The sequence below is a fragment of the Enterobacter cloacae complex sp. 394I7 genome, assembly GCF_057320345.1.
Genome location: NZ_JBXWCR010000001.1, coordinates 1 through 25,910, shown reverse-complemented (window position 1 = coordinate 25,910; position 25,910 = coordinate 1). Strand labels below are relative to the sequence as shown.

The window sequence follows — 25,910 nt, the reverse complement described above, 5'->3', positions numbered from 1 at the left end:
GCCAAAAAGAACAAGATTCACCGCAACCCAGGACAAAGAAATGTTAGATTACCGCTTCCCGACAGCTTTGCAGATGGTTCTCAGCGTAGCGATGGCGGAGCAATCGGGTGAACGTTCGACGAGTGCGATTCTGGCCTACGGACTGGAAGCAAATCCGAGCTTTATCCGCAAGTTGATGGTTCCGCTTACGCGTGACGGCATTATCGTCTCAACCCTTGGCCGTAACGGTTCTATTCATCTTGGTCGTCCGGCGGATAAGATCACCCTGCGTGATATCTATGTTTCTGTCATAGAAGATAAAAAGCTGTGGGCGTCGCGTCCTGACGTACCGGCTCGCTGCGTCGTCAGCGCCAATGCGTGCTGGTACTTCAAATCTATCGCCGATGAAGCGGAGCAGGCTTCGTTAGAGGTTCTGGCTCAACATACCGTGGCCAGCGCGCTGGAAAAGGTCAAAAAAGCCGATACCAGCGGGTGCGATCCGGTGCCTGAAATTGAAGGCCTGCATAAAAAAGCGTAGTCATGCCCTTCCTGATACGAAAAAAAACCGCCTTAACGAGAAGGCGGTTTTTTTGTGCCCTGTAAAAACCTAGGCAGGTAAAACGTCGTTGACCGGTTTGCCGCGCGTAACGAATTTACGCAGCGTCACGTAAAACACCGGCGTCAGGAACAGACCAAACAGCGTCACGCCCAGCATCCCGGAGAACACCGTGATCCCGGTGACACCGCGCACTTCTGCGCCTGCGCCGTGGCCGAGGATCAGCGGAATCGTCCCGGCAATAAAGGCGATGGAGGTCATCACAATCGGGCGTAAACGCAGGCGGCATGCTTCCAGCGCCGCTTCCATAATCCCTTTCCCCTGAAGCTCCAGCTCGCGCGCAAACTCAACGATAAGAATCGCGTTTTTACATGCCAGCCCCATGAGTACCACCAGCCCCACCTGCACGAAGACGTTGTTATCGCCCCCGGTCAGCCAGACGCCAAACAGCGCGGACAGCATCGTCATCGGAACGATCAGGATCACCGCCAGCGGCAGGGTCCAGCTTTCATACAGTGCGGCCAGCACCAGGAAAGCCAGCAGCACCGCGACCGGGAAGACGATCAGCGCCGTGTTGCCCTGAGTGGCCTGCTGGAAGCTCAGATCCGTCCATTCAATATTCATCCCGTTCGGCAGGATCTGCTTAGACATTCCGTCCAGTTGCGTCATCGCCTGTGCCGAAGAGAGAATGCGCGGATCGGCATCGCCAATCAGATCCGCCGCCGGATAACCGTTATAACGGATCACCGGATCCGGCCCGTAGGTGGTGCTGATATTCACCATACTGCCGATTGGCACCATTTCGCCCTGATTATTACGGGTGCGCAAATTCGCAATGTCTTCCACGCTGTCGCGGAACGGCCCGTCGGCCTGCGCCATCACGCGCCAGGTACGCCCGAACTGGTTAAAATCGTTCACATAAGACGATCCCAGATAGGTTTGCAGCGTACCGAACAGATCGGTCAGCGACACGCCCTGCGCTTTCGCCTTATCTCGATCAACCTGCACATCCAGCTGCGGAACGTTAGCCTGGTAGGTTGAGATCGGGAAATGCATCCCCGGCGTCTGCATAATCGCACCGGACATGGTGTTCACCGCGTTTTGCAGCGCACCATAGCCCAGACCACCGCGATCCTGGATGTACAGCGAATAGCCCGACCCCTGCCCCAGCCCTAAAATCGGCGGTGGCAAAATGGAGAAACCAAAGCCCTGCTGAATTTGAGCGATTTTGGCATTGATCTCAGCGTTAATTTCCGCCGCCGTGTGTTTACGCTGATCGAACGGTTTCAGACCAAAGAAGACCGTCCCGGTATTCGGCGTGTTGGTGAACTGCAGCGCGTTAAGCCCAGGAAAAGCGACCGCATAATCCACGCCTTCGGTATTCATCCCGATTTCGCTCATTTTGCGGATCACCGCATCGGTGCGGGCCAGTGAAGAACCTTCCGGCATTTTCACGCCGCCAATTAAATACAGCTTATCCTGGGTAGGTATAAACCCGCCGGGGACCGCTTTAAACATGACGCCAGCCGCGCACAACAGCAGCACATAAACAACAAACACCGCGCCACGGCGTCCGAGCGTTTTCCCCACCAGTCCCTGATAACCATTAGAGCTACGGTGGAAAAAGCGGTTAAACGGACGGAACAGCCAGCCGAACAGACGATCGATAAGCCGGGTCGGGAAGTCTTTCGGGGCGCCGTGCGGTTTTAACAGCAGCGCTGCCAGTGCCGGCGAGAGCGTCAGCGAGTTGATGGCGGAAATCACCGTCGAAATCGCGATAGTCACCGCAAACTGTTTGTAGAACTGGCCGGTTACCCCGGAGAGGAACGCCATCGGTACAAACACCGCGCACAGCACCAGCGCAATCGCGATAATCGGCCCCGAAACTTCACGCATCGCCTGATGCGCCGCCTGAAGCGGAGAAAGCCCCTCTTCGATATTTCGCTCGACGTTTTCCACCACCACGATGGCGTCATCCACGACGATACCGATAGCCAGCACCAGCCCGAACAAACTCAGGGTATTCAGTGAGAAGCCAAGCAGGTAGAGAATGCTGAACGTCCCCACAACCGATACCGGCACCGCGATCAGCGGAATAATCGACGCGCGCCAGGTCTGCAGGAACAGGATCACCACCAGTACTACCAGCACCACCGCTTCCAGCAGGGTCTGCACAACCGCGCGAATGGAATCGCGAACGAAAACCGTCGGGTCGTACGGTGCTGCCCATTTCATATCTTCCGGGAAACGCGTGGCCAGTTCGTTCATTTTCGCGCGCACGGCGTTAGACAAATCGATGGCGTTCGCGCCCGGGGACTGGAAGATACCGATCCCGACCGCGTCTTTGTTGTTGAGCTGGGAACGCAGCGCATAGCTGCCAGAGCCCATTTCAATACGCGCCACGTCGCGCAGGCGTACCAGCGAGCCGTCTTGCGCCGTTTTCAGAATAATATTGCCAAACTCTTCTTCCGTGTGCAGACGCCCCTGGGCGTTAATGGAGATCAGGAAATCGCTCTCTTTCGGCAGCGGCTCGGCGCCAAGCTGCCCGGCAGAAACCTGAACGTTTTGCTCCTGCATCGCCGTCACGACATCCGAGGCCGTCAACCCGCGGGCTGCCACCTTGTCGGGATCCAGCCAGATGCGCATCGCGTATTCGCCAGAGCCAAAAATCTGAATCTGACCCACGCCCGGCAGACGCGCCAGTTCGTCCTTCACTTTAAGCGTGGCGTAGTTACGCATATACAGTGAATCGTACTTGCCGCCCGGCGAAAACAGATGCACCACCAGCGTCAGCGTCGGTGATTGTTTCTGGGTGGTAATGCCCAGACGTCGTACATCTTCTGGCAGACGCGCCTCGGCCTGTGACACGCGGTTTTGCACCTGAACCTGCGCCTGATCCGGGTCGGTACCCGGGCGGAACGTCACGGTGGTTACCAGTACGCCGTCAGAGCCTGCAACGGATTTCATGTACATCATGTTTTCAACGCCGTTGATGGCTTCTTCCAGCGGCGTCGCCACGGTTTCTGCAATCACTTTCGGGTTGGCACCCGGATACTCCGCGCGCACCTGCACGCTTGGCGGTACGACGTCAGGATATTCGCTCACCGGCAACAGCGGGATAGCGATTAATCCTGTGATGAAAATCAGAATCGACAGTACTGCGGCGAAAATCGGCCTGTCGATAAAAAAGCGGGAAAAGTCCATATGTCGGATTCTCGGGTAAGGGATCAGTTAAGCGCGGCGCTGGCGGTCATCGGAACGGTTTTCGCGTTAACCGGCATACCCGGCATAAACACTTTTTGTAAACCGTCGACGATGACTTTATCGCCAGGGTTCAGCCCCTGCTGCACGATACGTAAACCGGCGGCCAGACGTCCCGGCGTGATATCGCGGCGCTGCGCTTTACCTTCTTTATCAACGATATAAACGTATTTGCGATCCTGATCGGTCAGCACCGCTTTATCGTCGACAAGCGTGGCTTTGAATTCAGCACTGCCCGGCAGGCGTACGCGGGCAAACAGTCCTGGCGTGAACTGACGCTGCGCATTATCCAGCAGCGCGCGCATACGGATGGTGCCGGTGCTCGGCGTTAACTGATTATCAAGAAAATCCACCTTGCCCTGATGGGGATAACCCTCCTCCCCCACCAGGCCAATCTCAACCGGGAGTGCCAGATGGTTACTGGACGCGCCCTGCCCGCTGCGGGCGAGATTTTGATAGTGAAGGTAGGTTGCTTCATCCACGTCAAAGTAGACGTAAACCGTTTTCAGGGAGACCAGCGTGGTGAGGACGCTGGCACTGTCACCCGCAGTGACCAGATTACCGCTGGTGATCAGCGCGCGGCTGGCGCGGCCATCAATAGGCGCGGTCACTTTGGTGAAATCGAGGTTAAGTTGTGCCGCGTCAACTGCTGCCTGCGCGGCGCGAATGTCGGCCTGCGCCTGAGCGGCGGCCGAACGGCGCTGCTCCCACTCTTCACGGGAAACGACGTTGGTATTAACGAGTTTATCGGTACGGTTAGCCTCACTGCGCGCCAGGCTGGCCTGCGTTTTGGCTCTCGTTAAGGTGGCCTGCGCCTGTTCCAGCGCAGCGCGATAGGTTCTGTCATCGATAGTGAACAGCACCTCGCCCTTTTTCACTTCCTGGCCGTCGGTGTAATTCACTTTATCAATGTAGCCGGAGACGCGGGGGCGCAGCTGAACGCTTTCCACCGCTTCAATACGGCCGTTAAAGCTATCCCACTGACTGATGGATTTCACTACCACGTCAGCGGCGCTCACAGCGGGCGCTTGTGGGACGGCATTTTGTGCCACGCCGTCATCGCATCCGACAAGCAGCATGGAGAGGAACATCGCTCCCAGCGCCGTCAGATGAACGTTAACCCAGGGTTTTTGCAGGCTCATTATTTTTATTCCGGTAATGGTAGCCGCCGGGCAAGACGCTGCGGGAGACGCGGCGCCACTTCCTTTGTCCGGACTGGCTTGAGACTATTTGTGTCGTTCATCGCCACAAAACTGTAACAGTTGCGAATACACTATCGCGGCGATTGTAGGAAGGCGTCAGATTTAGTGCAAGAATAATTAATACACTTTATGTGCTATTTGGCTCAGGGGCAAAAGGCGCGTTTTCGGCAAGGATTTAAATGCAACAATAAAACTTGCATTTAATGTCAGAGCGAGTCATCTTTAAATGCAACAGACAAAAATGCTTTTTAAAACGCGGCGTGGGGGAAACCATGAACACTGACGCATTTATTCATGATCTACTCGACTGGATCGACAACAACCTTGAAAGCCGCCTGGACATTAACACCGTTTCCAGGCGCGCCGGCTACTCGAAATGGCATCTCCAGCGGATCTTCAAGGAACATACCGGGTATCCGCTGGCCGAGTATATTCGTGCACAAAAGCTGCAAAAGTCGGTCGAGCGCTTAACCCACAGCGATGAACCGATCCTGAACGTGGCGATCGCGCTGGGCTTTGACTCCCAGCAGTCCTTCAACCGCAGCTTTAAGCGTCAGTATGGCCAGGCCCCCGGGGCATGGCGTCGCAGTACCGTCTGCCCTGAACGCCAGCAATCAACATAGTGTCGCGGCTTTCACCGCGACCCGTACTGGCCGGTGGCAAACCGGCCTGTAATCATGTTCCCGTGTTCGCCGCTCAGCCGTCCGTTGAACGTGTTAACGCTTCCCAGCGATCGATTTCCTCACCTAAACGCGCGAGCTTTTCCCGCACTAAACTCAAAGCATCACTGCCAAGCAATAAATGCGTCGGCGGGTTCTGGCTCTCAATGATAGCCAGCATGGCGCGCGCCGCTTTTACGGGGTCGCCGAGTTGCTGACCACTTTTTTCCTGACGAGCCTGGCGGACAGGATCGAATAACGCGTCATAGTCCGGGATGCTGCGCGCGCTGCGTACCATCGAGCGTCCTGCCCAGTCGGTGCGAAACGAGCCCGGTGCCACCGCAGTGACATGTATGTTGAACGGAGCAAGCTCTTTGCTCAGCGTATCTGATATGCCTTCGAGCGCAAATTTACTGCCACAGTAATAGCTGATACCGGGCAGAGTGATGAAACCGCCCATCGAGGTGATATTAATAATATGGCCGTGACGACGCTGGCGCATGCCCGGCAGCACGGCTTTGATCATCGCGACGGCGCCAAACACATTCACCTCAAACTGGCGGCGCATGTCTGCGAGCGAGGACTCTTCCAGTATGCCTTCGTGACCGTAACCGGCATTGTTCACAAGGACATCAATCGGACCGACGGTAGATACACTCTGCGTAACCACTTCATCAATGTGCGCATAGTCCGTGACATCCAGCAGGCAGCCGAATGCCCGCTGCGTATCGAGTGTCTCGAATGCCTGCTTTGCTTCGGGGGTGCGCACGGTCCCCACGACCCGATGGCCTGCGGCGAGGGCTTCCTCCGCCAGAGCACGACCAAAGCCGCTGCTAACGCCGGTGATTAAGATTGTTTTTGCAGATGCCATAAATTACTCCCATGAACAGTGAAGGTTGCATGGTATTCTCTGCCCTGCCGTATTTTTAGGCCGTATCTTCTCTTTTTATTGCCTGATTTTATGAGGTGCAGTGATGTCCGGGATGATTACCTTAGTAAAAGCACTGGCGGTGCAGGAGGGGTACAACCTGACGGCGTTACCTGATGTGCGAATTTTGCGTGCCGACCGCCCGCTTGCGCGAACGCCCGTGCTTTACGATCCGGGGATTGTAATTGTCTGCCAGGGCAGCAAACGCGGCTTTTTCGGTCAGAAGACCTATCTGTATGATGAACAGCACTATCTGGCCGTGTCGGTTCCGGTGCCGTTTGTGATGGAAACCGACGCATCGGCAGAACACCCCTTGCTGGCGATATATCTGCATCTGGATTTTCAGCTTGCCGCTGAACTGATGTTGCAGATTGAGCAGCATCACGCCCCACATCCTCCCGCTGCGCCGCAAAGCATGATGTCGAGCCCGATGGACGACGCGGTAAAAACGGCCGTGCTGCGCCTGCTTGAAGTACTGAACAATCCGCTTGAGGCGGCGATCCTCGGCCCGGCGCGGGTGCGAGAGCTCTATTTCCGCGTCCTGACGGGTGCCCAGGGCAAGGCCATGCGCGCCGCGCTGGCCTTACAGGGGCAGTTCGGCAAAATTGGCAAAGTACTGCAGCACATCCATACCGCCTACGCTGAGCCGTTAACGCTTAATCAACTGGCGATGGAGGCCGGAATGAGTGTGCCGACGTTTCACACCCATTTCAAAGCGATAACCCGTATGCCGCCGATGCAGTATGTGAAATCGGTGCGCCTGCACCAGGCAAGGATGTTGATGGTGCGTCAGCATATTACCGCCGCCGCCGCGAGCTACGCCGTCGGTTATGAAAGTCCGTCGCAGTTTAATCGTGAATTCAAACGGCTGTTTGGTTTGCCACCCGCAGAGGAAATAAAACGCATGCAGCGTAATTTCGCCGTTCCGCCTGTGCAGCAGGCGTCGATATTTGTCTCTTCCCATTAAGCCTGATACTACATACCAGGCCTGAATACAGGCCTGGTATGTACACGGCGTCATGACGCTGCGGATTGCACTAACTCAGGAACTTACCTTTGAGCAGATTAAGTCCCGCAGACATCAGGTCGCCCTGGGCCGGGGCTTCGCCCTGCGGTGAAAGACCGTCGACGATTTTAGGCAGGTATTCAGCAATCAGCGTCGACGCGGTTTGAGAATCCACGCCCAGTTTCGCGCCAAGATCCTGCAGCGCTGGCGATCCAAACACCGATGTGATCTGTTCGCTGTTCACCGACTGATTACTCTGCTGGCTAAGCCACGACTCGACAACGCCGCCCAGGCCGCCATTGCGGAATTTTTCGAGGATCCCCTGAATGCCGCCCTGCTGCTCAATCCAGGTCATGATCGCCTGGAGTTGCTCCGTCTTACCGCCCTGCCCGCCGGCCAGGCTGCCGATTTGATCTAATAATCCCATCACAGACTCCCTACAAACATCGCTAACACGTCCTGATTGACGGCTTACTTAGCCGGGATAATCAGTACCTGACCCGGGTAGATTTTGTCGGGATGCGTCAGCATCGGTTTATTGGCTTCAAAAATACGCTGATACTCATTGGCAGAGCCATACATCGCTTTTGAGATGGCGCTCAGGGTATCGCCGGATTTCACCGTGTAATAGCGGCTTTCCACCCCGCTTTGGGTGACGGTCACGCTATCATTGACCTGGCCAATCCCGGTGACGTTACCTACCGCCACCAGAATTTTTTCTTTATCTTCCTGGGAGCCCACGTCGCCGGTCACCGTCGCCGTACCGTCGTCCGCGACATTAATGTTGACCTTTTCGGCACCAGGCAGGTTAAGACTATCAATATGTTTTTTCAGCTTGTCGGCCTGATCTTCCTTGCTACCGCCGGATACGGCATCCCAGATTTTCTCGCCCGCTTCTTTCACAAAACTTAATAATCCCATCTTCCACACCTCCATAACTGTTTCATGGTGAACATTTTCATTGGATCCCGTTGCAGGATGTACGATGCGGTGTCTCCGCTCTGGCTGAAAAATCCGGAAACAGCACAACCTGCCACATGAAGTATATCCAATAAGCGTCAGGGTGCAGGATATTTGCCCTGGTATCGCCGTTATGCCGCAACATTCCCTTTTGCCGACGTCTCACGTCTGGCGTTCCAGCCACGCGTTAAACCGTTCCATCTCTTCCAGCACACGACTGACCAACGGTTCAATGGATTCCCAGCCTTGTTCGTTGTTGCAGGCGAGTTCCAGCGCCTCACAGGCCTCTTTCAGCGAGGTAAAATTCATCAACCGCGCACCGCCGTTAATCCGGTGCGCCATGCGGCCAACCTTGTCGCGCTCTCGCTGTTCAAGTCGCTGTTTAAGGTGTTCGGCGTCGTCATGATTCACGGCGATCATTTCGAGCTGAAGCTGGCGTGTTTTATCGTCAACGGTGGCGTCCGTCTTTCCGGCACTGGCGAAATACCGCTCCAGCATCTCCTGCAATTTTTGCGGCGTTAGCGGTTTTTCCAGATATTCATCCATCCCGGCATCAATACAGCTTGCGGCCGCTTCTGTGCCGCTCATGGCCGTCAGACCAAAAATGGGGATCGCCTCACGCCCTTCCCGTCGTTCATGCTCACGGATCTGCCGGGTCAGTTCGTAACCATCCATCACCGGCATAGTACAGTCAGTAATAATGGCGGCATAACGCGCTGGCTGCGCTTTCCACATTGCCAGCGCCTCTTCTCCTTGCGTGGCCAAAGAGACGCGGTGTCCCCATGATTCGAGTCGCTGCTGCAAGGTCTGGCGCGCGGGAGGATAATCATCCACCACCAGGATGTGCAGGCTGGCTACGCTGTCCGGTGCCGGATGATGCAGGGCTATTTTCGCTGAGGGTGTCGCATTAAAGAGGAAACTCACCACACATCCTTCGTGCGGCTCGCTCTCAATGCGCACCTCCGCCCCGGCAGCGCGCGCCATATGCAGACAGGCGGGCAAACTAAAGCCGGTATCGGTCCACTCCGATTTAAGCGTCACGTTGTTCGCGCGTTCGATGATTTGTGCCTGGGTTGCTTCGGAAATCCCCGGGCCCCCATCGCACACCTCAATCACCAGCCGGACGCTTTCAACCTGTGGGTCACGGGTTCCCTCATACACCTCGATATCAATGGCATCGCCGTCAGCATGCTTGATGGCATTGCGCAGGAGGCTCGACAGAATGCGGATAATTAACAGCGGATCGGTATCGTAGCGTTGCGCTGAAAGCTCGATCAGTACGTTCAGGCTCATGCCTTTCGCTTCTGCCTGCTGACGATAGAGGGCGACCGTACTGTCAATCAGCTGCGGCAGGTTCGTGCTGCGCGTTAAGCCGAGCAGTTGCGGGTTATCGGCACGGAAAACATCGAACATGTCGCCAATTAACGAAAGCAGATTAAGGGAGGACTCCCAGATGAGGTTCAGATTCTCGTTGCGTTCATGGCGCTCGTCCAGCGCCTGAAGTTCCAGTTCCAGCAGACCCGTAATCACGTTAAGCGGTGTGCGAACCTCATGCCCCATGCTCAGCATAAAGGCATTTTTACTGGCAATCGCCTGCTCAAGATTACTTTTTGTTTCAGAGAGTTGAGTAATTAACAGCTCTTTTTCGGTGATATCCAGCCAGCCACCAATTAACCCGCCAATCTCGCCCTGCCCGTCATGCCACGGCACGACCCACCCCTGCAAGTATCGTGGCTGCTCACCCACCTGAAACCTGGCGGACCATTTCTGCGGTTGACCATCCTGCAATGCCTGGCGATAGCGGGCTTCGATCGCCGCCAGCTCTGAAGGCTCAACCGTATTGATGGCGGTGATCGGCAGACCTTTCAGATCCTGCCCTGACAGGCCAATAGTATCGCTCCAGGCCTGGTTATAACGCAGTAAATTCCCCTGCCGATCGCGGACATAGAGCGCAACAGGAGAGGCGTCTATCAGTGATTGGGTAAATTTCAGCTGCTCAGCCAGCTTCTGCTGCCAGACGTTGCCGCGGCGTAATGCACGGCGCAAATACTGGATCCACAGCCAGCAGCCCACCACGACCAGAAAGAGCAATATGCCCCACAGCAGCGAGTTCACGAACGTGCTTTTATTCCAGGTTTCACTGTTTTCTATCGCCGCCTGACGCCAGTCACCCGCCATTTGCATCAGCGCCCGTGGCTGCATATCGGCCAGCGCTTTGTTCAGGATATTGATCGGCTGGCTGCTGTCCGTTTGCGCCGACAACACCAGATCGACGGGTGTCACAGGAAGGGTCACCGCCAGATGAAAACGGGTTGGATGGTGGAGAGTCACGAGATAACTGGCAATAAACTGCGGTGCAATCACCCCACGGACTTCTCCACGTTTTAAGCGTTCAAGGGCGTCGTCCATATGCGGAACTTTCACCAGCTTAATGGTGGGATACCAGGTGTCCAGCCAGGGTAACAGCGGGTCATTCGCCTGAATGGCAATTTTCTCGCCTTTCAACTGTGAGAAATCACTGGGGCGCTTGATGCCCTGATCCATCACCACCACGGCGGGCGTGGTAAGCAACGGAGGCGTTTTCGCTGCACCGCTTTTGGTCTGCTGCGGCGTATCGATAACCTGTTCAACAAACAGTGCGTCAGGGTGAGCGCGCTTCATTGCCAGAAGTTCAGCATCGCTTTCAACGCTGAGGAAGGAAAAGCGAATGCCGTACTGGTCGTTAAACTGGTTAAGCAGATCGACCACCAGCCCCTGAGGTTCACCTTCGCTGACAAACGTGACAGGCCTTTGACGGCGGTCAATAATGACCTGAATTTGCCCGTGCTCGCGTAGCCAGCTTTCCTCCTCGGGATCTAACCCCAGTGGATTGGCGGTGATAACAAAGCTCCGGTTCAGACCCCAGCTGGTCGCAATGCGTAAACGGCTGGCTAACGAAATATGTTTAAATACGGTATCGATGGATTCCGCCAGCAGCGGTAGCTGTCGGTCGATACCAAAACTCATGTTCAGATTAGGTATCGTCGGGCTGAACGTCCAGCTCAGGTCTCTGACCTGATGGTATTGCGTAAGATATTCCGCACTGGCCCGGTTAATCCACAGCGCATCGATTTGCTTAAAGGCCAGCGCGCTGACGGCGGTGTTATACCACGACTGAAAGCGCAGGGTGCTGTCCGGATACTGGCGGCGAAGCGCTTCACTGGCCTGGCTTCCTGAGACGACGCCAATCACTTTATTTCGCAGATCGACAGGCGTTTCACCCTGTGATTTTGGGGTCATCAAAACCGCTTTATCCAGCAGCCAGGGCGGTGAGGCTTGCAGGTCCGGGCTTGGCCACAGTTCCGGATTCCAGATAGCCACCATCTGTATTTCCTGGCGCTTCAGCGCGAGTAACGCTTCACTGCTGTTTTCGTAGTAATGCAGCTTAATTTTTACCTTAAGGCTGTCTTCCAGCATTGCCAGGTAATCAGCGGCAATGCCGCCAAAGACGCCATGGCCCATCCCTTCGCTTAACGGCGGTTGCTCCTGCCCCCAAACCCCCACATGCAGCGTGGAATGGCTGTCCAGCCAGCGTTGCGCCGCCTCACTGAACTGGACATGCGGCGCGTTAACCTGAACGCGACGCTGCAGTTCCAGTGGCTGGGCGTGCAGTTGCCATACACAACACACGGTAAGAAGCAGGCTCAATAGCCGGGCTGATAAAAAACGCATCGTACGAGTCGTTCCCTGAATAAAACATGCTGGAAAATAAAATTATATCGATGACCCGGCTTACCCTGAGTAAGCTTTGTCTTGTTCTGCGCAAATACCTCATGGCAGGCAAGATCCCGACAGTATAAGACCGGACTTATTGTCGCGCCTGTTCCGTCCCGGTAAAAATTTCTCCTCCATTTTACCAGGAAAGCACTTTTATACGTTTGAACAGGTTAATCCGTGATGAACAACAATATTGATAATCGCGATATCGCGCCAGAGGCCCTCACGGATGGGGACCGCGATACGCCATTTCCGGTGGTGCTGGAAATAACGCTCGACGACGTTTTAATTCAGAATGAAGCGCGTCTTTTTGCCGACGATACCAGCCAGCAACTGATGATAAAAGGTGATGCAGGGGATGTAATTAACCTCTCGGACCTACTTCCCGAAGGCGCGGAAATGGGTGAATGGACGAAAGCCCGGGGCTCAGTAACTGTCGATGGCGTGCAATATGCCGTATATCAGCATTCAGGTATGGAAACGGAACTGCTGGTTCAGGTCGGTATGCAGGTCGCCCTCAATAATATGTAAATGCAGGCGTCCTGCGGTCCTGGCGACACGCGGGACGCTGCGTTTCCGGGAGTCCCGCAATCGGTCTCAGCTCCCCTGACGATCGTCGTCGTTCACTATCTCGACCTTAACGTCTCCCTGACGAAACCCCTCGGCAAGAAAAAAAGGCATCGGCAGTTTCCACTGCCCCTGCTGCACGGGTGCCGTATACCGCCAGGCATTACCGTCCATTTTCAGCAGCACAGCCTCCTTTTCCCCGTCTTGTTTATGGCTTGGCCCGGCCATGATCGTAAACCCGGCATTGCTCCCGACGTGGAAGTGTTCTGCCTTCCAGCGAACAGGAGGATGCGCCGGCCAGGGTTCAGCATGATGAAAACCAAAAATATCATCATGGCTAAGCAGACTTTGCCGCACGGTGGACCACAGCACCGCCTTCAGGAAATACTGGTCAGTGAAGCGCGCATTGCCCCGGTACTGCACGACAAACTCACGCATCATTCTTGCAACGTTTGGGAAGATGCCGCCACATCCAGCCCACATCCCGGCGAGTAACAACTCGGTATGCGTGAAATAGTCACGCATATGGTGAAAGTACCAGGGCGAACGTAGCCACGCCTCGACACAAACCTGCTCGCGTTCGGAGAGCAACGAGTCGGCATCACGAACTAAAAACCGCTCAACCGTCGGGTCGTCCATCACCAGAAAACGCCATAACGTGGGATAGATGGTTTTTTCGTGGCTCATATCGACCAGTTGAGCACCGCCCGCCTGCAGACGTTGCCAGACGTGCTGCGGCACAGAATTATCCAGATACACACGGCAGCACCAGCCAGGAAACAGCGAGTTTGCGGTTTCAATGTTTTTAATCAGCGTTTCGCAATAGCGCGGCCGATCGCCGAACAGGCTGAAGGCGATAATATTTTTTTCGCGCTGCGTGGCATCAAAAGGACGCGGCGGCATTGAGGGAAGCGGCCAGCATTTGCCATGACCAAAGCGTTGATCCGACAGCGTCAGCGACTCAAGGCCATAGGTGCGCATCTCCTGGGTTTTGCCCATGTGCCCACACAGTTCAGCAAAACCATCCAGCCAGGTTTCAGAGGCTTCATGACGCTGCGGCGACTGGTATATTTTACGATACACTTTATACGCCTGATCGTACTTTCCCTGACGCATCAGGCTTAGCGCATAGTCACTTTGCACTGACATATTTTTGGGCAATACGGCCAGGGCTTTTTCACAGCAGCGCGAGGCGCTGGCGTAATCCCCGTCTGCCATAGACTGGCGATAAATCTCCGCCAGGGAATGTAACTGCTGGCTTATTGCGGCGTGGTTAACAGGTCGACGTTGAGGTACCGGGCGCATAAAAATCCGCTCAATTATTTAATCAGAAAAATTAAGCCGATTTTTTCATTGTTACAGGTGGCTCACGATAAGACCCGTCTTGATATTCCCTGAAGAGAGTACAGCCCCGGTCCTGGCAGGTAAAAAGCGATTTCCGCCTCTTATTCAATTTCACTTAAGCTGAGTATTTTACAGCAACTTAATTAATACCATTACCGTTTATAATGAGATGTTATTTCATTAAAAAAATAACCAAGTCAGGTCTTATAACTCTTTATCGTCTGTTTCATCATACTGCGCACACATAAATGAGGATGACATCGGTATAATTCGACCCCGGTATTGCTGAGGTCAGGCATGAAGGATGTCTTTTCATCGGCTATACAGTAAGTTATGGGCTAGCCCGTACAGGTTGTTTATGATGTTTCATTCACAGCACACCCGATGTCCGGGGAAGATATTCCCAGGCTCACTTCGTTTTCAGGAGTCAGTTAAAGAGATATGCGTCACTATTTTCGCCTTTTTGTGCTGCTGGTTTTACTCTCGCTTTCAATGCCTTCAGCGATAGGCGATGAATATAAGATCCTGATGAGAACACCGGTCCAGGGATTACAGCGTTTATCTCTTACCGCCGATCAAGCCGCGTTTATTAAACAACAACGACAACTGAACGTGGGCGTGACCCATTATGATGCCCCACCGTTTGGCATGCGTAACATTCGCAATGAGTATGAAGGTTTGAGCGCGGATTATACGGGACTGGTCGCCTGGCAACTTAACCTCCCGGTTAAGATAAAAGTGTTTAGCTCCTCTGAAGAGGCGTGGCAGGCGCTGGCACGTGGCGATATTGACCTGATCCCGTCCGTGGCCGCCTTCCCGGATAACGATGCCTTTGCCTTTTCTTTGCCTTATGCCAGCGATAAACCGGTGCTGGGGCTCAACGATAGCGATACCGCCCCTCTGGCAGAGGATCTGCGTGATACCGACGTCGCAATGCCGAGGGACTATTTGCCCCTGTCACAGGCTCAGGCCGCCTACCCTAACGCCCGTTTTCGCCTGTTCGACAGTTATCAGGAAGCGTTGAGCGCGGTGGCGTTTGGTCAGTCGCGGGTTTACCTGGGCAACAGTTACTCGCTCAGCCGCAACTACCTGAACAATATTCATGTTGAGCGATTCTCACGCCTGACCAGCCGTGAAGTGGGATTTGCCGTCAGCCAAAAAAAACCACAACTGCTCACACTGATTAATGCCGCAATCAAGGCCGTGCCAGAAGATGAAAAGCAGGAGCTTTATCGTCTCTGGCAGCCCGATCGGATTGATCTCGCACAGGGGTCGAAATCCCTTCTCTTTACCGAGCAAGAGAAAGCGTGGATCAAGAAACATCCCATCGTTAACGTTCTGATCTACAGCCAGGACAATGCAGCCCCGGTCTCATTTATTGATAATAAAGGTGTGCTGCGCGGTATTGCCGCCGATCTGTTTTCCGTTGTGTCGCTCAGAACCGGTTTACAGTTTCGTTTTGAAACGGGCAGCACCACCGAGGAACTGATTCAACAGGTGAACGAGTCAAGCGCGGATATGCTCGCCTCAATCACCCCCAGTGAAGCGCGTAAAAATAAAATTCTTTTCACCCGCCCCTATCTGCGGAGCGCCTTTTCCCTGGCAACAGCGACAAATCGTAACGACATTCATATGCTGGCAGACCTGCGTGGAAAACGGCTGGCGATGGTAAAAAACATTGGTGTGGAAAGTATGGTGCGCCAGCGTTACCCGGAAATTGAAATTGTTCACGTGGGCAATGAATCACAGCTGCTTTCCACCGTACTTGAGGGAAAAGCGGATGCCGCAGTGGGTATTCTGATCATGAGTGACTATCAAATCTTCACCAACTTTCAGGACAAACTCAAAGTGGTGTCGATTGTGGGTGACGCCCCTGTCTGGATCTCTTTCGGGGTCGGGCTGTCCAATCCGGAACTTCAGGGGATTTTAGATAAAATATTGCTGAGCATTCCCCCTGTTGAGCTGGAAAATCTGGCCAACCGCTGGCGGCCCAACGAACTGGTGGTTGTGGACAGCTTCTGGTATCGCTATCGGGAAGTGTTGATTGCCACCGCCGTCTTTAGCGCCGTCTTAATTATTCTGGCCCTGGGTTGGGCACTCTACCTGCGTCGACAAATCGCGCGTAAAGCGGCACTTCGTCGTCAGATGAACACCCAGCTTGTGCAATTACGCGAGGTCATCACCGAGCGTGAAGCGCTGCTGGTTGAACTTGAGGAAGCCAAAGACAGGGCCGAGGATTCTAACCGCGCAAAATCCGTCTTCCTGTCGACCATGAGTCATGAAATCCGCACGCCGATGAATGCCATTATTGGCATGCTGGATATCGTGCTGAAAAAAGGACGCCGTGGTGAGCAAGATATTCAGGCGCTCGAGGTGGCGTATGAATCGGCAGAAGGACTGGTGGGATTAATTGGCGATATTCTGGATATTTCCCGTATTGAGGGGGGGCATCTCGATTTCAATCCTGAAGCCACGAACCTCGGTACGCTGATTAACAATATGATGCGGGTTTTCCAGGGCGTGGCCATTGAGAAAAATATCGAACTCACTCGCGCGTTCCCGACGGAACCGATAATCGATGTCTGTGCCGATCCCTTACGCATCAAGCAGGTTCTGTCGAACCTGTTAAGTAATGCCATTAAGTTTACCGACGTCGGCGGCGTATCACTGACGCTGCAGCAGGCTGAAGACCCGGTAAATGACAGCGTTCACTACATCATTGACGTCAAGGACAGCGGCGTGGGGATCGATGCCAGCCAGCAGGCAGCCTTGTTCAGGCCCTTTAGTCAGGCAGACAACCGCCGCGCAGGAACGGGGCTGGGCCTCTATATCAGCCGGACCATCTGCGAAAGCATGGGCGGCACGCTTATGCTGACCAGTGAGAAAAACGTGGGCACCACGGTGAGAGCAACCTTTACACTGCCGAAAGTAAAAACGGCGGCGGCCGTGGATGCCCAGCAGCACGAAGACGAAGACAAAATTCCGGCCCTGAAGATCCTGGTCGTGGACGATAACCCTGCCAACCGGATCCTGCTGGCTAAACAGTTGGCCTGGTTAGGACAGCATGCGTATCTTGCGTCAGAGGGAAATGAGGCACTGGCTATCTGGGAAAAAACAGATTTCGACGTGATCATTACCGACTGCAACATGCCCGGCATGAATGGTTATCAGCTGACTGACATAATCCGCACGCGTGAGCAGGAGCAGCACAGGGCCGCGGCCTGGATTATCGGCTTTACCGCCAATGCCATGCATGAGATCACGGCGCGTTGTTTACAGGCTGGTATGAATGATTGCCTGTTCAAGCCCTGCTCAATCAATCATCTCGCGGCTGCACTGCGAAATATTCATCCCATTGAGCACAAAGCATCGGACGATACCGTCTGACTGAAATAAAAAAGGAGCCTGTAACAGGCTCCTGATAATGTCTCGGATGAATCGGTTGTAATGGATTTAAAGCAGTTGGTCGTGCCAAAGAAACAGTTCAGAGTCCGTTTTCACGCCCAGCTTTTTCATGGCCGATTTCTTCTGTCCGCTGACCGTCTTACGACTACGATTGAATTTCTCTGAAATCTGCAGGACAGACATTCCACCGGTAAAGAGTCGCAGCACCTCAAGCTCCTTGGGAGACAGCTGATCCAGGCGGCCAATGCCCTCAATCACCTGCGGCGCGTTGTCACCCTCTGAACCCGATTTCGTGTCTGCACAAGGCTCTGAAATCAGGTAGAACTCTTTCTCCATGCTTTCTGAGAGGGAGATACGCCCCGCCGCGACCTGGCGCGCCGCATTCACCACTTCCGATAAATCACGGCTTTTACCGACATGCCCACGCACGCCGATTTTTAACGCCATGCGCACAATCGCCGTGTTTTCCAGCGTGGAGGAAAGCAGAATTTTCAGCCACGGGAAGGTGCTCATGAGCTGTTTGATCATCGGTAAACCGTCGATCTCTTCATCACCAAGCAAATAGTCAAGAACCAACACATCAACACGGTTGTTGCGTAAAAAATTCATGAGTTCGATACGAGTGGCAAAGCTGCCTTTTAGTTCGAAATCAGGCTCCTGGCTCAATATAATTTCCATCCCCTTACGGACAATCGGGTGATCGTCGAGTAAAGCGACGTATATTTTTTTACCTGAAAACGGGTTCATACATATTCTCTTTTATGCCTGCAGTGTGAGCCATCTTTAAAAAAGACTTAATTATTATTCCGTAACCATAACAATAAAGTACCGGAACTGGCATAGCTACGAAAAATAGCGGAATAGCCATCAAAACGGTTAGTCACTTCCGCGACCTGGTTGCCGTAAAAATCACTTTCTGCACTCAACACATCTAACAGAGTACGTCGACCGAGGTGATACCACTGATCGAAGAAATCATGACGAATACGATCGGATTCAATCGATAAGTTATGATACAACTCCGCGCGCTCCAGCATGCTATGGGCATCCTGATCGGCAGCACGTACCCGGTTATCCAGATCGCGGGATTGCTGTTCAATGGCCTCTCTGCTGGCATCTGCACGGCGTGCGGCAGAAAGCTCAGCGGCCCGCTGTGAACCGCCCCGGAAAATCGGCCAGCTTAAGTTTACATTGGTTTCCCACGCCTGTTCACGCCCCAGTTCATCGCGCCCGGTACTTTTGCCAACGTTCCACGTCACCGTTGGGTAGGCGGCAGAACGCGCCGCTTCCGCATCCGCCAGTGCTGATGCGGTCTCTGCCTGCGCCTGTCGAATGGTGGGATGGCTTTCAATGGCGGATAACTGCTTGTTCAGCTCCCCTGGCTTCAGGTTCCACACCGGTGCTGTTGGCAGAGGAACGGGCGTATCCCCCAGCAGGCGGTTGAGGATGATTTCCGTATCACGCGCGCGCGATATGGCCGTATCTAAAGAAGATTGCGCCTGTAAAAAACGCCCTCTGGCCTGCGTCAGTTCACTGCGACGCCCCTGGTCAACCTTCACAATACCGTCCAGCATTTCGACCAGTTCATTCATACGCGCCACGTACTTTTGGCTGAGAACAATGATCTGGCGCTGCTTACTCAACTCAATGAGTGCACTACTGACCTGCCAGGCAATGTTTTCCGCCTGTGCGCCCGTATTCTCTTTCGCGGCCAGATGCAGCGCTTCACGGCTTTTAATGGTGTTGCTGGTACGACCAAAATCGAGCAATGTGGTTGCGACATTCACGGTCACCGCCGGGCGACTGTCGCTGTAGCCCCGTTCTCCGCCACCGAACTGGACGCTTTTTGAACGCGTCCCGACATCCACCTGCGGCCAGCGTTGCCCTTTCGCTTCATCAACGTTGGCCTGTGCCGCCTCGGTATTGAACTGCGCGCCACGAACCTCAGGGCTCATACCCAGTGCAGTATTGACCGCATCATTAAAGAGCAGACGGATTTCATTCTCGCCAGGCGCACGGGCGGTCTGCCGGTCAACGTTTGTCGCGTTGCTTTTCGCAAACGCGGCGTGGGTTGTGCTAGTAGCATGGTTATCCACCGCGCTTTTCTGCGCCACCCGTGGCGCGAGAGGTGCAGGCGGGGTGGAGGCCATCACCATGCCGGATTTTGCCTGCGGAGCGACAGGTTGAAAGGCTAATAAGCCCTCGCTACTGGCGACACTTTTCCCTGAAATCAGGCAAGAGAGTACCGTCAGCGTCGCCGCCAGGCGACGCTGTACTGGAGAATACTTTTTCATCGTAAATTAACGCTCCCGGAAGGCTTCTTTCGCTTTGAAAATAGGTTTCAGCAGGTAATCAAGAATGGTTTTTTCGCCCGTACGAATTTCCACGGTCGCAATCATGCCGGGAATAATCGGCAGGGCTTTATCCCCTGCTTTGAGGGTACTGCTGTCGGTTAAGACCATCACCCGGTAATACGTATCATCAGGACGGCCCGCCGCAGCTTTAGCGTCATCTTTTAACGTATCCGGACTGACGAGAGACACTTGCCCCTTCAGGCCGCCGTAGATTGCAAAATCGTAAGCGGTGATTTTCACCATGGCAGGCAAACCGGCATGCAGGAAGGCCACGTCAGACGGTTTGATCTTCCCTTCCACCAGCAGCTGATCTTCCAGCGGCACGATCTCCATGATGTGTTCACCCGGCTGAATAACCCCGCCAATAGTGGTAACCCGCACATTTTTGACCGTGCCTTTTACCAGTGCAGTAATGGTTGTGCGGTTCACAATATCTTCGCGACCGGTCAGACTCTCTTCAGCCTGCACCAGATCCAGTTCCTGACGGATCAGGTCGGCGTTGGCATCCGCCTGATAGCGGTTGCGGCGCTCAACAATCTGCGATTGCAGGTCGTTTGCCTGACGACGCATACGCAGCAGCTCTACTTCGGAAAGCAGGCCGCGCGCCGCCAGCGGCTCAGACATGGCAATTTCGTTTTGCGCCAGACGATAGCTCTTCTCAAGCGAAGCCACGCCCTCTTCCAGCGCTTGCTTACGGCTGTTGTAAGCGCGGGTTTCCAGCTCGACCTCAGAAGGATACTTTTTCACGCGGTCGCTAAAGGTCAGCGGCAGACCATACGCTTCCGCACGCAGGCGGTTAACGGTCGCTTCCAGTGCCACCACCTTGCGAAGCGTCTCCTGATAACTCGATTGCGCACGCGTCGGGTCGATTTTCAGCAGTACCTGCCCCGGTTCAACGATATCGCCCTCACGGACATTCAACTCTTCGAGTATCCCGCCCTCGAGGCTCTGGATAATCTGTTCGCGACTTTTTGAGACGATCTTCGCATCACCCTTGGTGATCTCTTCCACTTTGGCGAAATGCGCCCAGGTTAAGAAGCCGATGAACACCGCCAGGATGAGCCATAACACCAGTCGCGATTTTGGCGTGGTCTGGGAGAACAGCGCCTCCTGGATATCGCTCATCCAGGCGGCATCACGCGCTGAGAGCGGTTTATTTTTCTTCTGTTTTAGAAATTTCATGCGCTGGCCTCCGCCTGCTCTTTTACTGGCACAGCTTGCGCTGGCGTACTGTCGTTAGCGGGCGTCTGCTCAGGTTGCGCTTTTGGCGTGCCGTTGAGCGCAGCCAGAATCTGCTGTTTTGGACCATCTGCAACGATTTTGCCGTCCTCAATAATCACCATTCTGTCCACCAGCGCCAGCAGCGACGGGCGATGGGTGACAACAACCAGCGTGTGTCCGGCAGTCGCGATTTTCAGGTGTTGCAGGAACAGGGCTTCGGTCTGCGCATCCATCGCGCTGGTCGGTTCATCCAGCAGCAGCAGGTTAGGACGCGCCAACAGCGTTCGCGCCAGGGAAACCAGCTGACGCTGGCCGCCGGACAAACTGTTGCCCTGCTCGCCAACGGGCATATGAATGCCACGCGGGTGGCGCGCGGCAATGTGGTCCAGCCCGGTTAAACGCAGTACCTTAAGAAACTCATCAGACGACGCATTCTGACGGCCAATCATGATGTTTTCGCGCAATGTGCCGTAAAACAGACGCGCATCCTGCCCCACAAACCCTACGTTGTTTCGCCAGTCAGACGGCTCAATTTGATTCACGTCCAGACCGCTACTGAAAATCTGCCCTTTCACCGGCGTGTAAAGGCGGGCAATGATGCGCAGCAGCGTGGATTTACCGCTGCCGATTTTCCCGACGATCGCCACACGCTCGCCCGGTTTTATCGTCAGATTCACGCCTTTGAGGATATCCGGGTTCGGCTGCATGGGCGGCGCCGGATAAGAGAAGGTAATGCCTTTAAGCTCGATATCACCGTTCAACTCAGGCTGTTTGATGTAATCAATCTCACTGCTGCGATCGGTTGGGTTCTCCATCAGCTTGTTCAGCGAAGTCAGCGCGGCTTTGGCCTGCTGATAACGCACGGCTAAACCGACGACCTGGCTTAACGGCGCGGTCACACGGCCGGCCAGCATGACCGTACCGATTAACGCGCCCTGCGTCAGGGTGCCGGCATCAATCAGGTACACGCCGGTGACAATCAGCATGACCGTCTGCAGCTGTTGCAGGAAACTCACCGAATTCATCGCCAGCGTAGAGTAGTGCTTAGACGCCGCCGAGCTGGACGATTGCATGGCGCTGAACTTTTGCCAGCGGCTCTGCATCCAGGACTCGCCCCCCACGGATTTCAGCGTTTCCATCCCTTCGATGGATTCAATCAGGACGCCCTGCTTCAGCGATGCTTCCTGCAGGCTGGCTTTCATCACTTTGGCCAGCGGCCACTGAATGGCCATACTGACCAGCAGGATCATTGGCAGCATCAGCAACGGGACAATCGCCAGCGGGCCGCCGATGGCGAAGATAATGCCAATAAACAGCAGAACGAACGGCAGGTCGGCAAGGGTTGCAAGCGTCGCGGATGAGACGAAATCACGCACGGATTCGAATTCGCGCAGCTGGTTGGCAAAAGAGCCAGAAGAGGCGGGCTTATGCTCCATTTTCACCGCCAGCGCCTGACGAAACAGCACGCTGCCGACAATCAGATCCGCTTTTTTTCCTGCGGTATCCAGCAGGTGAGCACGCACGCTACGGGTTACGGCTTCAAAAATCATTGCCACCAGCACGCCAATCGCCAGCGACCAGAGCGTGGTAAACGCCTGGTTAGGGATCACGCGGTCATAAACGTTCATGGTAAAGAACACGGTGGCCAGCGCGAGCACGTTCACCAGCACCGACGCCAGCGCCGCGCTACGATAGTAACGACGGTAGCGCCACAGCGTACTGAACAGCCAGTGGCCTTTCGGCTGCGGCGGCGCGATATCGCTAACCCGACTGTCAATACGCGCAGTCGGTTTAGCCGCGATCGCGTATCCAACATACAGCTCGTTAAGCGCTTCATGATTCAGTTCAACCGGCTCGTCAGAGACATCCGGCATGACCAGGGAATAGAACAGATCCCATTTGTCTTCGGCATTTTTACGACGCTCGCGTCCCAGCAGCACCATCCCGCCAGCACCCTTACGCAGCAAAATCATCGGGAAGATCTGCTCCGGCAGTTCTGCGCTATTACGCTTGATGAGCCCTCCGGTCACACCGGCATTTTTGAGCGCATCAAGCGCTAAAGAGGGAGTGAGGAGTTGTTCGACAGGCAGACCCGCCAGCAAAACATCATCGCTTTTACCGAGACCATAATGCTCACACACCCAGGCAATACTTCTGAGCAGAGAATCATCACTTTGTCGGTTATCGCGAGCGGCGGCAAGCAGCTGTTCCTCCTGAAAATTTGCAGTTGAGGATTCCATATTTCGCGTTTTTCCTGATTGATTATTTATATTTAAATCAATGAATTAAATTGATTTATTGGTTTAAATTAAGAATATTCTGTCACGCGGAACAGTCTTAAATTAATGAGACCTGTCTCAATGGAACGGGTTATTTTTTGTCACGAAACAGGTTTGATGAGGGATACACGAGGGAAAAGAGAATGCCCTCCCATTGCGGGAAGGCAGGACGCAAGATTATTTTTGCTCAGGTGCAGTCACGTTCTGATCGCCGCTTACACGCACAACAACGCGGCGGTTTGGCGCATAGCAGGAAACCAACTCACGCTTGCCGGACGCGGCACAGTCATTAACAACCGGCTCGTTACTGCCGACGCTGGACGCCACCATCAAACGCGCCGGAAGGCCATTTTCTGCCAGCATCGTACGTACCGTCTGCGCACGCTTCAGCCCCAGCGCGTAGTTGCTACGATCGCTGCCGATAGCATCCGTATGGCCAATCACCTGAATTTGTTTCAGCTCGACGTTTTCACGTTTTATTGTCGCCACCAGGTCTTTCACCGCCTGGCGGCCCTGAGCGGAAACGCCCTTTTCCCCGGACTGTCCAAAGCGGAACATAATATCGCCAGACAGGGTGTAATCTTTGTACTGAGGCGCGGCCAGAGTCTTACAGGCTTCCACGCTGGATGCGCGAGAAAGCACATGGGTCTGCTCGTGCAGCCCCGATAAATCCTTCTCCGCCTGCTCGCGCGTACGGGCTTCCGGCACGGCATTCATCGTGTCACTGACGCGCACGAAATAGGTTTGCCCGCCGTTCATTTCGACGTTGTAACCCTGTTCTTTACCACGATACTGCGGTGCATCGTTCTGGTATGCGCCGAGATTATGCTTACCCGGCGCCAGACAGAACACGGTATAACCGCCAGGCAGCAGCGCATCGTGGAATTCATTATCCACATAAATATGTGCCGCCCCGCCGGTGGTGTTACCGGCGTCACGGTAGTAAACAATTTGCGCCTGAGTCTGAGCGACGGGTGCAACAGGCTGATACACCTTGCCAAAATTCTCCGCAGCGGTGGCGGTGTGAATGAAAAATGCGGAGGAGGTAAACAGCGCCGCAAATAAAGAGGTCTTGAAAAAAGTCATAAATCCTCCAGAGGCCTCCCCGAAAGGAGGCCTGGAAAAGTTTAAGTTAGTGATTATTCACGTTGACGGTTACGCCAGCTTGTACCAGCAGCTCGACATCCTGGCTTTCCATGTGGAACACCTGATACTCAACACCCGATACCTTCACATTACCGGCGTTGGTCCAGTTGCCCGGATCGCTGTTGTCAGGCAGCAGATCGCTCAGGTTGACCACGTCGCCTTTATTACCCTGCACCATCAGCTGTTTATTACCATCTGTGATAAACAGGTCTTTTTCAGCGTGGGTCAGCACGTCGTGCAGACTGATATTCAGCTTGTCCTGCTTGCTGTTGGTAATATCAATCGTCTTGTGCTGGAGATTATCCAGGTTGATTTCACGATCGTTCAGGGTGCTAACAACACTGGCGTTATCGTCATGCTGCTCTTCAGCGTTCATCATCATGCTTCTGGATGCTGAGCGCGGTGTGTTCACTGTCCAGCGGACATCATCAATCCAGTACTGATCGGTATTGATGGTGTTACCGCCACCCGACAAACCACTGCTTGCACCACGCCCCATACTGAACACGATATTTCCAATCTCACGTCCCGACGGGGCATTAACAGAGAAGGTTGACTCACCAACTGGCAGATATCCTGAAGAGATCACTTTCCCTGCCGTGTCGTAAACGGTGTATGTTGACTTCACAACGCTAGACTGGACGGAATCGTTCGCACCAGAAAGTTTCATGCTGACAGCATTTACCCCGTCAAAATGCATGGTGATGTCGCCAGTCATTGCTAATACCCGACTGGTGGATGAAACGCCCCACTGATAAATCGCCGCACCATAACCAGGGTAATATTTATCGTTTAACGTAAATTTCAGACCACTTGGCAGTGTGACCAGACCCTTTCCAAAGTTCTGGAACGGTACAGTGTTAAAATCTTCGAACCCGCTCGATTTCGGAGAAACCACTGTCAGGCTGCGTGAAACACCCGCACTCTGGTTCCCTGCTTTATCGATAGAGAACACGCTAAACGTGTGGTTCCCCAACGGCAGTGCAGACGGCGTTAAGCTCCAGCTGCCGTTAGCGGCGGCGGTGACACTGTACGTAGAACCGTTCACCGCGATGTACACTGTGCTACCTGCTTCAGCGGTACCGTTCAGGGTCGGCGTGTTGTCATCCGTTGAACCCGCGTTGGCCACGTTGCCCGTTACCGGACCGACGTTATCCGTGACGCTGGTGATCACCGGCGCGGCGTTGACGGTATCTACAGTGATCCCAAATTTCGACGAGGTAGCCGAACGGTTTCCGGCCCTGTCGATTGAATAAGCCTGGAATTCATACAGCTTGTTGTAGTTGG

General features: G+C 54.3%; 17 protein-coding genes and 1 pseudogene. 5 read left to right on the top strand and 13 right to left on the bottom strand.

What is annotated here, in order from left to right; translation table 11 throughout:
- Positions 1 to 40: 40 nt before the first annotated feature.
- Complete coding sequence (gene oqxR, locus AC2FAP_RS00090) at positions 41 to 517, top strand: efflux pump transcriptional repressor OqxR (protein WP_020885097.1); 477 nt, start codon at positions 41 to 43, stop codon at positions 515 to 517.
- A gap of 69 nt (positions 518 to 586) precedes the next feature.
- Here oqxR and oqxB read toward each other — a convergent pair whose 3' ends face one another.
- Positions 587 to 3,739, bottom strand: a complete 3,153-nt coding sequence (gene oqxB / locus AC2FAP_RS00085; RefSeq protein WP_020885098.1) for a multidrug efflux RND transporter permease subunit OqxB — start codon at positions 3,737 to 3,739, stop codon at positions 587 to 589.
- 23 nt (positions 3,740 to 3,762) lie between these two features.
- A complete protein-coding gene (oqxA, locus tag AC2FAP_RS00080) occupies positions 3,763 to 4,938 on the bottom strand; it encodes a multidrug efflux RND transporter periplasmic adaptor subunit OqxA (protein WP_014168988.1) in 1,176 nt (391 codons plus the stop codon).
- Positions 4,939 to 5,270: 332 nt separating this feature from the next.
- Here oqxA and AC2FAP_RS00075 point away from each other — a divergent pair, with 332 nt between their 5' ends.
- Entirely contained in the window at positions 5,271 to 5,621 is a 351-nt protein-coding gene (locus AC2FAP_RS00075) for a helix-turn-helix domain-containing protein (protein WP_032670748.1), read from the top strand.
- A gap of 73 nt (positions 5,622 to 5,694) precedes the next feature.
- Here the strand turns inward: AC2FAP_RS00075 and AC2FAP_RS00070 are convergent, their stop codons facing one another.
- Complete coding sequence (locus tag AC2FAP_RS00070) at positions 5,695 to 6,528, bottom strand: oxidoreductase (RefSeq protein WP_032681494.1); 834 nt, start codon at positions 6,526 to 6,528, stop codon at positions 5,695 to 5,697.
- A 103-nt stretch (positions 6,529 to 6,631) separates the two neighbouring features.
- Here AC2FAP_RS00070 and AC2FAP_RS00065 point away from each other — a divergent pair, with 103 nt between their 5' ends.
- Positions 6,632 to 7,552 (top strand): AraC family transcriptional regulator, encoded by a 921-nt coding sequence (locus AC2FAP_RS00065; protein ID WP_032681495.1) that lies wholly within the window; start codon positions 6,632 to 6,634, stop codon positions 7,550 to 7,552.
- 70 nt (positions 7,553 to 7,622) lie between these two features.
- Here the strand turns inward: AC2FAP_RS00065 and AC2FAP_RS00060 are convergent.
- From AC2FAP_RS00060 to AC2FAP_RS00050, 3 genes and pseudogenes are all read right to left on the bottom strand, one after another.
- Positions 7,623 to 8,033: pseudogene (locus AC2FAP_RS00060) on the bottom strand (YidB family protein); the annotation flags it as partial.
- Between the two features lie 29 nt (positions 8,034 to 8,062).
- A complete protein-coding gene (gene lysM, locus AC2FAP_RS00055; RefSeq protein ID WP_020885103.1) occupies positions 8,063 to 8,512 on the bottom strand; it encodes a peptidoglycan-binding protein LysM in 450 nt (149 codons plus the stop codon).
- A 201-nt stretch (positions 8,513 to 8,713) separates the two neighbouring features.
- Positions 8,714 to 12,262: a response regulator gene (locus AC2FAP_RS00050; protein ID WP_479435824.1), complete on the bottom strand. Its 3,549-nt coding sequence runs from the start codon at positions 12,260 to 12,262 to the stop codon at positions 8,714 to 8,716.
- A gap of 225 nt (positions 12,263 to 12,487) precedes the next feature.
- Here AC2FAP_RS00050 and AC2FAP_RS00045 point away from each other — a divergent pair, with 225 nt between their 5' ends.
- A complete protein-coding gene (locus AC2FAP_RS00045) occupies positions 12,488 to 12,838 on the top strand; it encodes a hypothetical protein (RefSeq protein WP_020885105.1) in 351 nt (116 codons plus the stop codon).
- A 66-nt stretch (positions 12,839 to 12,904) separates the two neighbouring features.
- On the opposite strand, the gene AC2FAP_RS00040 is transcribed toward AC2FAP_RS00045, so the two are convergent.
- Positions 12,905 to 14,179: a tetratricopeptide repeat protein gene (locus tag AC2FAP_RS00040; protein WP_020885106.1), complete on the bottom strand. Its 1,275-nt coding sequence runs from the start codon at positions 14,177 to 14,179 to the stop codon at positions 12,905 to 12,907.
- A 480-nt stretch (positions 14,180 to 14,659) separates the two neighbouring features.
- Here AC2FAP_RS00040 and AC2FAP_RS00035 point away from each other — a divergent pair, with 480 nt between their 5' ends.
- Positions 14,660 to 17,605: a transporter substrate-binding domain-containing protein gene (locus tag AC2FAP_RS00035; RefSeq protein ID WP_485452801.1), complete on the top strand. Its 2,946-nt coding sequence runs from the start codon at positions 14,660 to 14,662 to the stop codon at positions 17,603 to 17,605.
- A gap of 66 nt (positions 17,606 to 17,671) precedes the next feature.
- Here the strand turns inward: AC2FAP_RS00035 and AC2FAP_RS00030 are convergent, their stop codons facing one another.
- The 6 genes from AC2FAP_RS00030 to AC2FAP_RS00005 all read right to left on the bottom strand — a co-directional run.
- Positions 17,672 to 18,370: a response regulator gene (locus AC2FAP_RS00030; protein ID WP_183516574.1), complete on the bottom strand. Its 699-nt coding sequence runs from the start codon at positions 18,368 to 18,370 to the stop codon at positions 17,672 to 17,674.
- Positions 18,371 to 18,417: 47 nt separating this feature from the next.
- The gene (locus tag AC2FAP_RS00025; RefSeq protein ID WP_121340246.1) at positions 18,418 to 19,917 is read right to left on the bottom strand and encodes a TolC family protein; all 1,500 of its coding nucleotides are present in this window, start codon (positions 19,915 to 19,917) and stop codon (positions 18,418 to 18,420) included.
- A gap of 6 nt (positions 19,918 to 19,923) precedes the next feature.
- The gene (locus AC2FAP_RS00020; protein ID WP_020885110.1) at positions 19,924 to 21,159 is read right to left on the bottom strand and encodes an HlyD family type I secretion periplasmic adaptor subunit; all 1,236 of its coding nucleotides are present in this window, start codon (positions 21,157 to 21,159) and stop codon (positions 19,924 to 19,926) included.
- On the bottom strand, positions 21,156 to 23,438 hold the full coding sequence (locus AC2FAP_RS00015; protein ID WP_322414633.1) for a type I secretion system permease/ATPase: 2,283 nt from the start codon (positions 23,436 to 23,438) through the stop codon (positions 21,156 to 21,158). Before AC2FAP_RS00015 ends, AC2FAP_RS00020 begins: the two co-directional genes overlap by 4 nt.
- Positions 23,439 to 23,654: 216 nt before the next feature.
- Positions 23,655 to 24,563 carry an OmpA family protein gene (locus AC2FAP_RS00010; RefSeq protein ID WP_485452800.1) on the bottom strand — a complete coding sequence of 303 codons (909 nt, stop codon included), beginning with the start codon at positions 24,561 to 24,563 and terminating at the stop codon, positions 23,655 to 23,657.
- Positions 24,564 to 24,609: 46 nt separating this feature from the next.
- The coding region (locus AC2FAP_RS00005; protein ID WP_485452799.1) for an Ig-like domain-containing protein at positions 24,610 to 25,910 on the bottom strand (1,301 nt) is incomplete at its 5' end.

Bases quoted from the DNA above. Each gene is read 5' to 3' on its own strand.
- oqxR (WP_020885097.1), top strand. From the start codon at position 41: ATGTTAGATTACCGCTTCCCGACAGCTTTGCAGATGGTTCTCAGCGTA.
- oqxB (WP_020885098.1), bottom strand. From the start codon at position 3,739: ATGGACTTTTCCCGCTTTTTTATCGACAGGCCGATTTTCGCCGCAGTA.
- oqxA (WP_014168988.1), bottom strand. From the start codon at position 4,938: ATGAGCCTGCAAAAACCCTGGGTTAACGTTCATCTGACGGCGCTGGGA.
- AC2FAP_RS00075 (WP_032670748.1), top strand. From the start codon at position 5,271: ATGAACACTGACGCATTTATTCATGATCTACTCGACTGGATCGACAAC.
- AC2FAP_RS00070 (WP_032681494.1), bottom strand. From the start codon at position 6,528: ATGGCATCTGCAAAAACAATCTTAATCACCGGCGTTAGCAGCGGCTTT.
- AC2FAP_RS00065 (WP_032681495.1), top strand. From the start codon at position 6,632: ATGTCCGGGATGATTACCTTAGTAAAAGCACTGGCGGTGCAGGAGGGG.
- lysM (WP_020885103.1), bottom strand. From the start codon at position 8,512: ATGGGATTATTAAGTTTTGTGAAAGAAGCGGGCGAGAAAATCTGGGAT.
- AC2FAP_RS00050 (WP_479435824.1), bottom strand. From the start codon at position 12,262: ATGCGTTTTTTATCAGCCCGGCTATTGAGCCTGCTTCTTACCGTGTGT.
- AC2FAP_RS00045 (WP_020885105.1), top strand. From the start codon at position 12,488: ATGAACAACAATATTGATAATCGCGATATCGCGCCAGAGGCCCTCACG.
- AC2FAP_RS00040 (WP_020885106.1), bottom strand. From the start codon at position 14,179: ATGCGCCCGGTACCTCAACGTCGACCTGTTAACCACGCCGCAATAAGC.
- AC2FAP_RS00035 (WP_485452801.1), top strand. From the start codon at position 14,660: ATGCGTCACTATTTTCGCCTTTTTGTGCTGCTGGTTTTACTCTCGCTT.
- AC2FAP_RS00030 (WP_183516574.1), bottom strand. From the start codon at position 18,370: ATGAACCCGTTTTCAGGTAAAAAAATATACGTCGCTTTACTCGACGAT.
- AC2FAP_RS00025 (WP_121340246.1), bottom strand. From the start codon at position 19,917: ATGAAAAAGTATTCTCCAGTACAGCGTCGCCTGGCGGCGACGCTGACG.
- AC2FAP_RS00020 (WP_020885110.1), bottom strand. From the start codon at position 21,159: ATGAAATTTCTAAAACAGAAGAAAAATAAACCGCTCTCAGCGCGTGAT.
- AC2FAP_RS00015 (WP_322414633.1), bottom strand. From the start codon at position 23,438: ATGGAATCCTCAACTGCAAATTTTCAGGAGGAACAGCTGCTTGCCGCC.
- AC2FAP_RS00010 (WP_485452800.1), bottom strand. From the start codon at position 24,563: ATGACTTTTTTCAAGACCTCTTTATTTGCGGCGCTGTTTACCTCCTCC.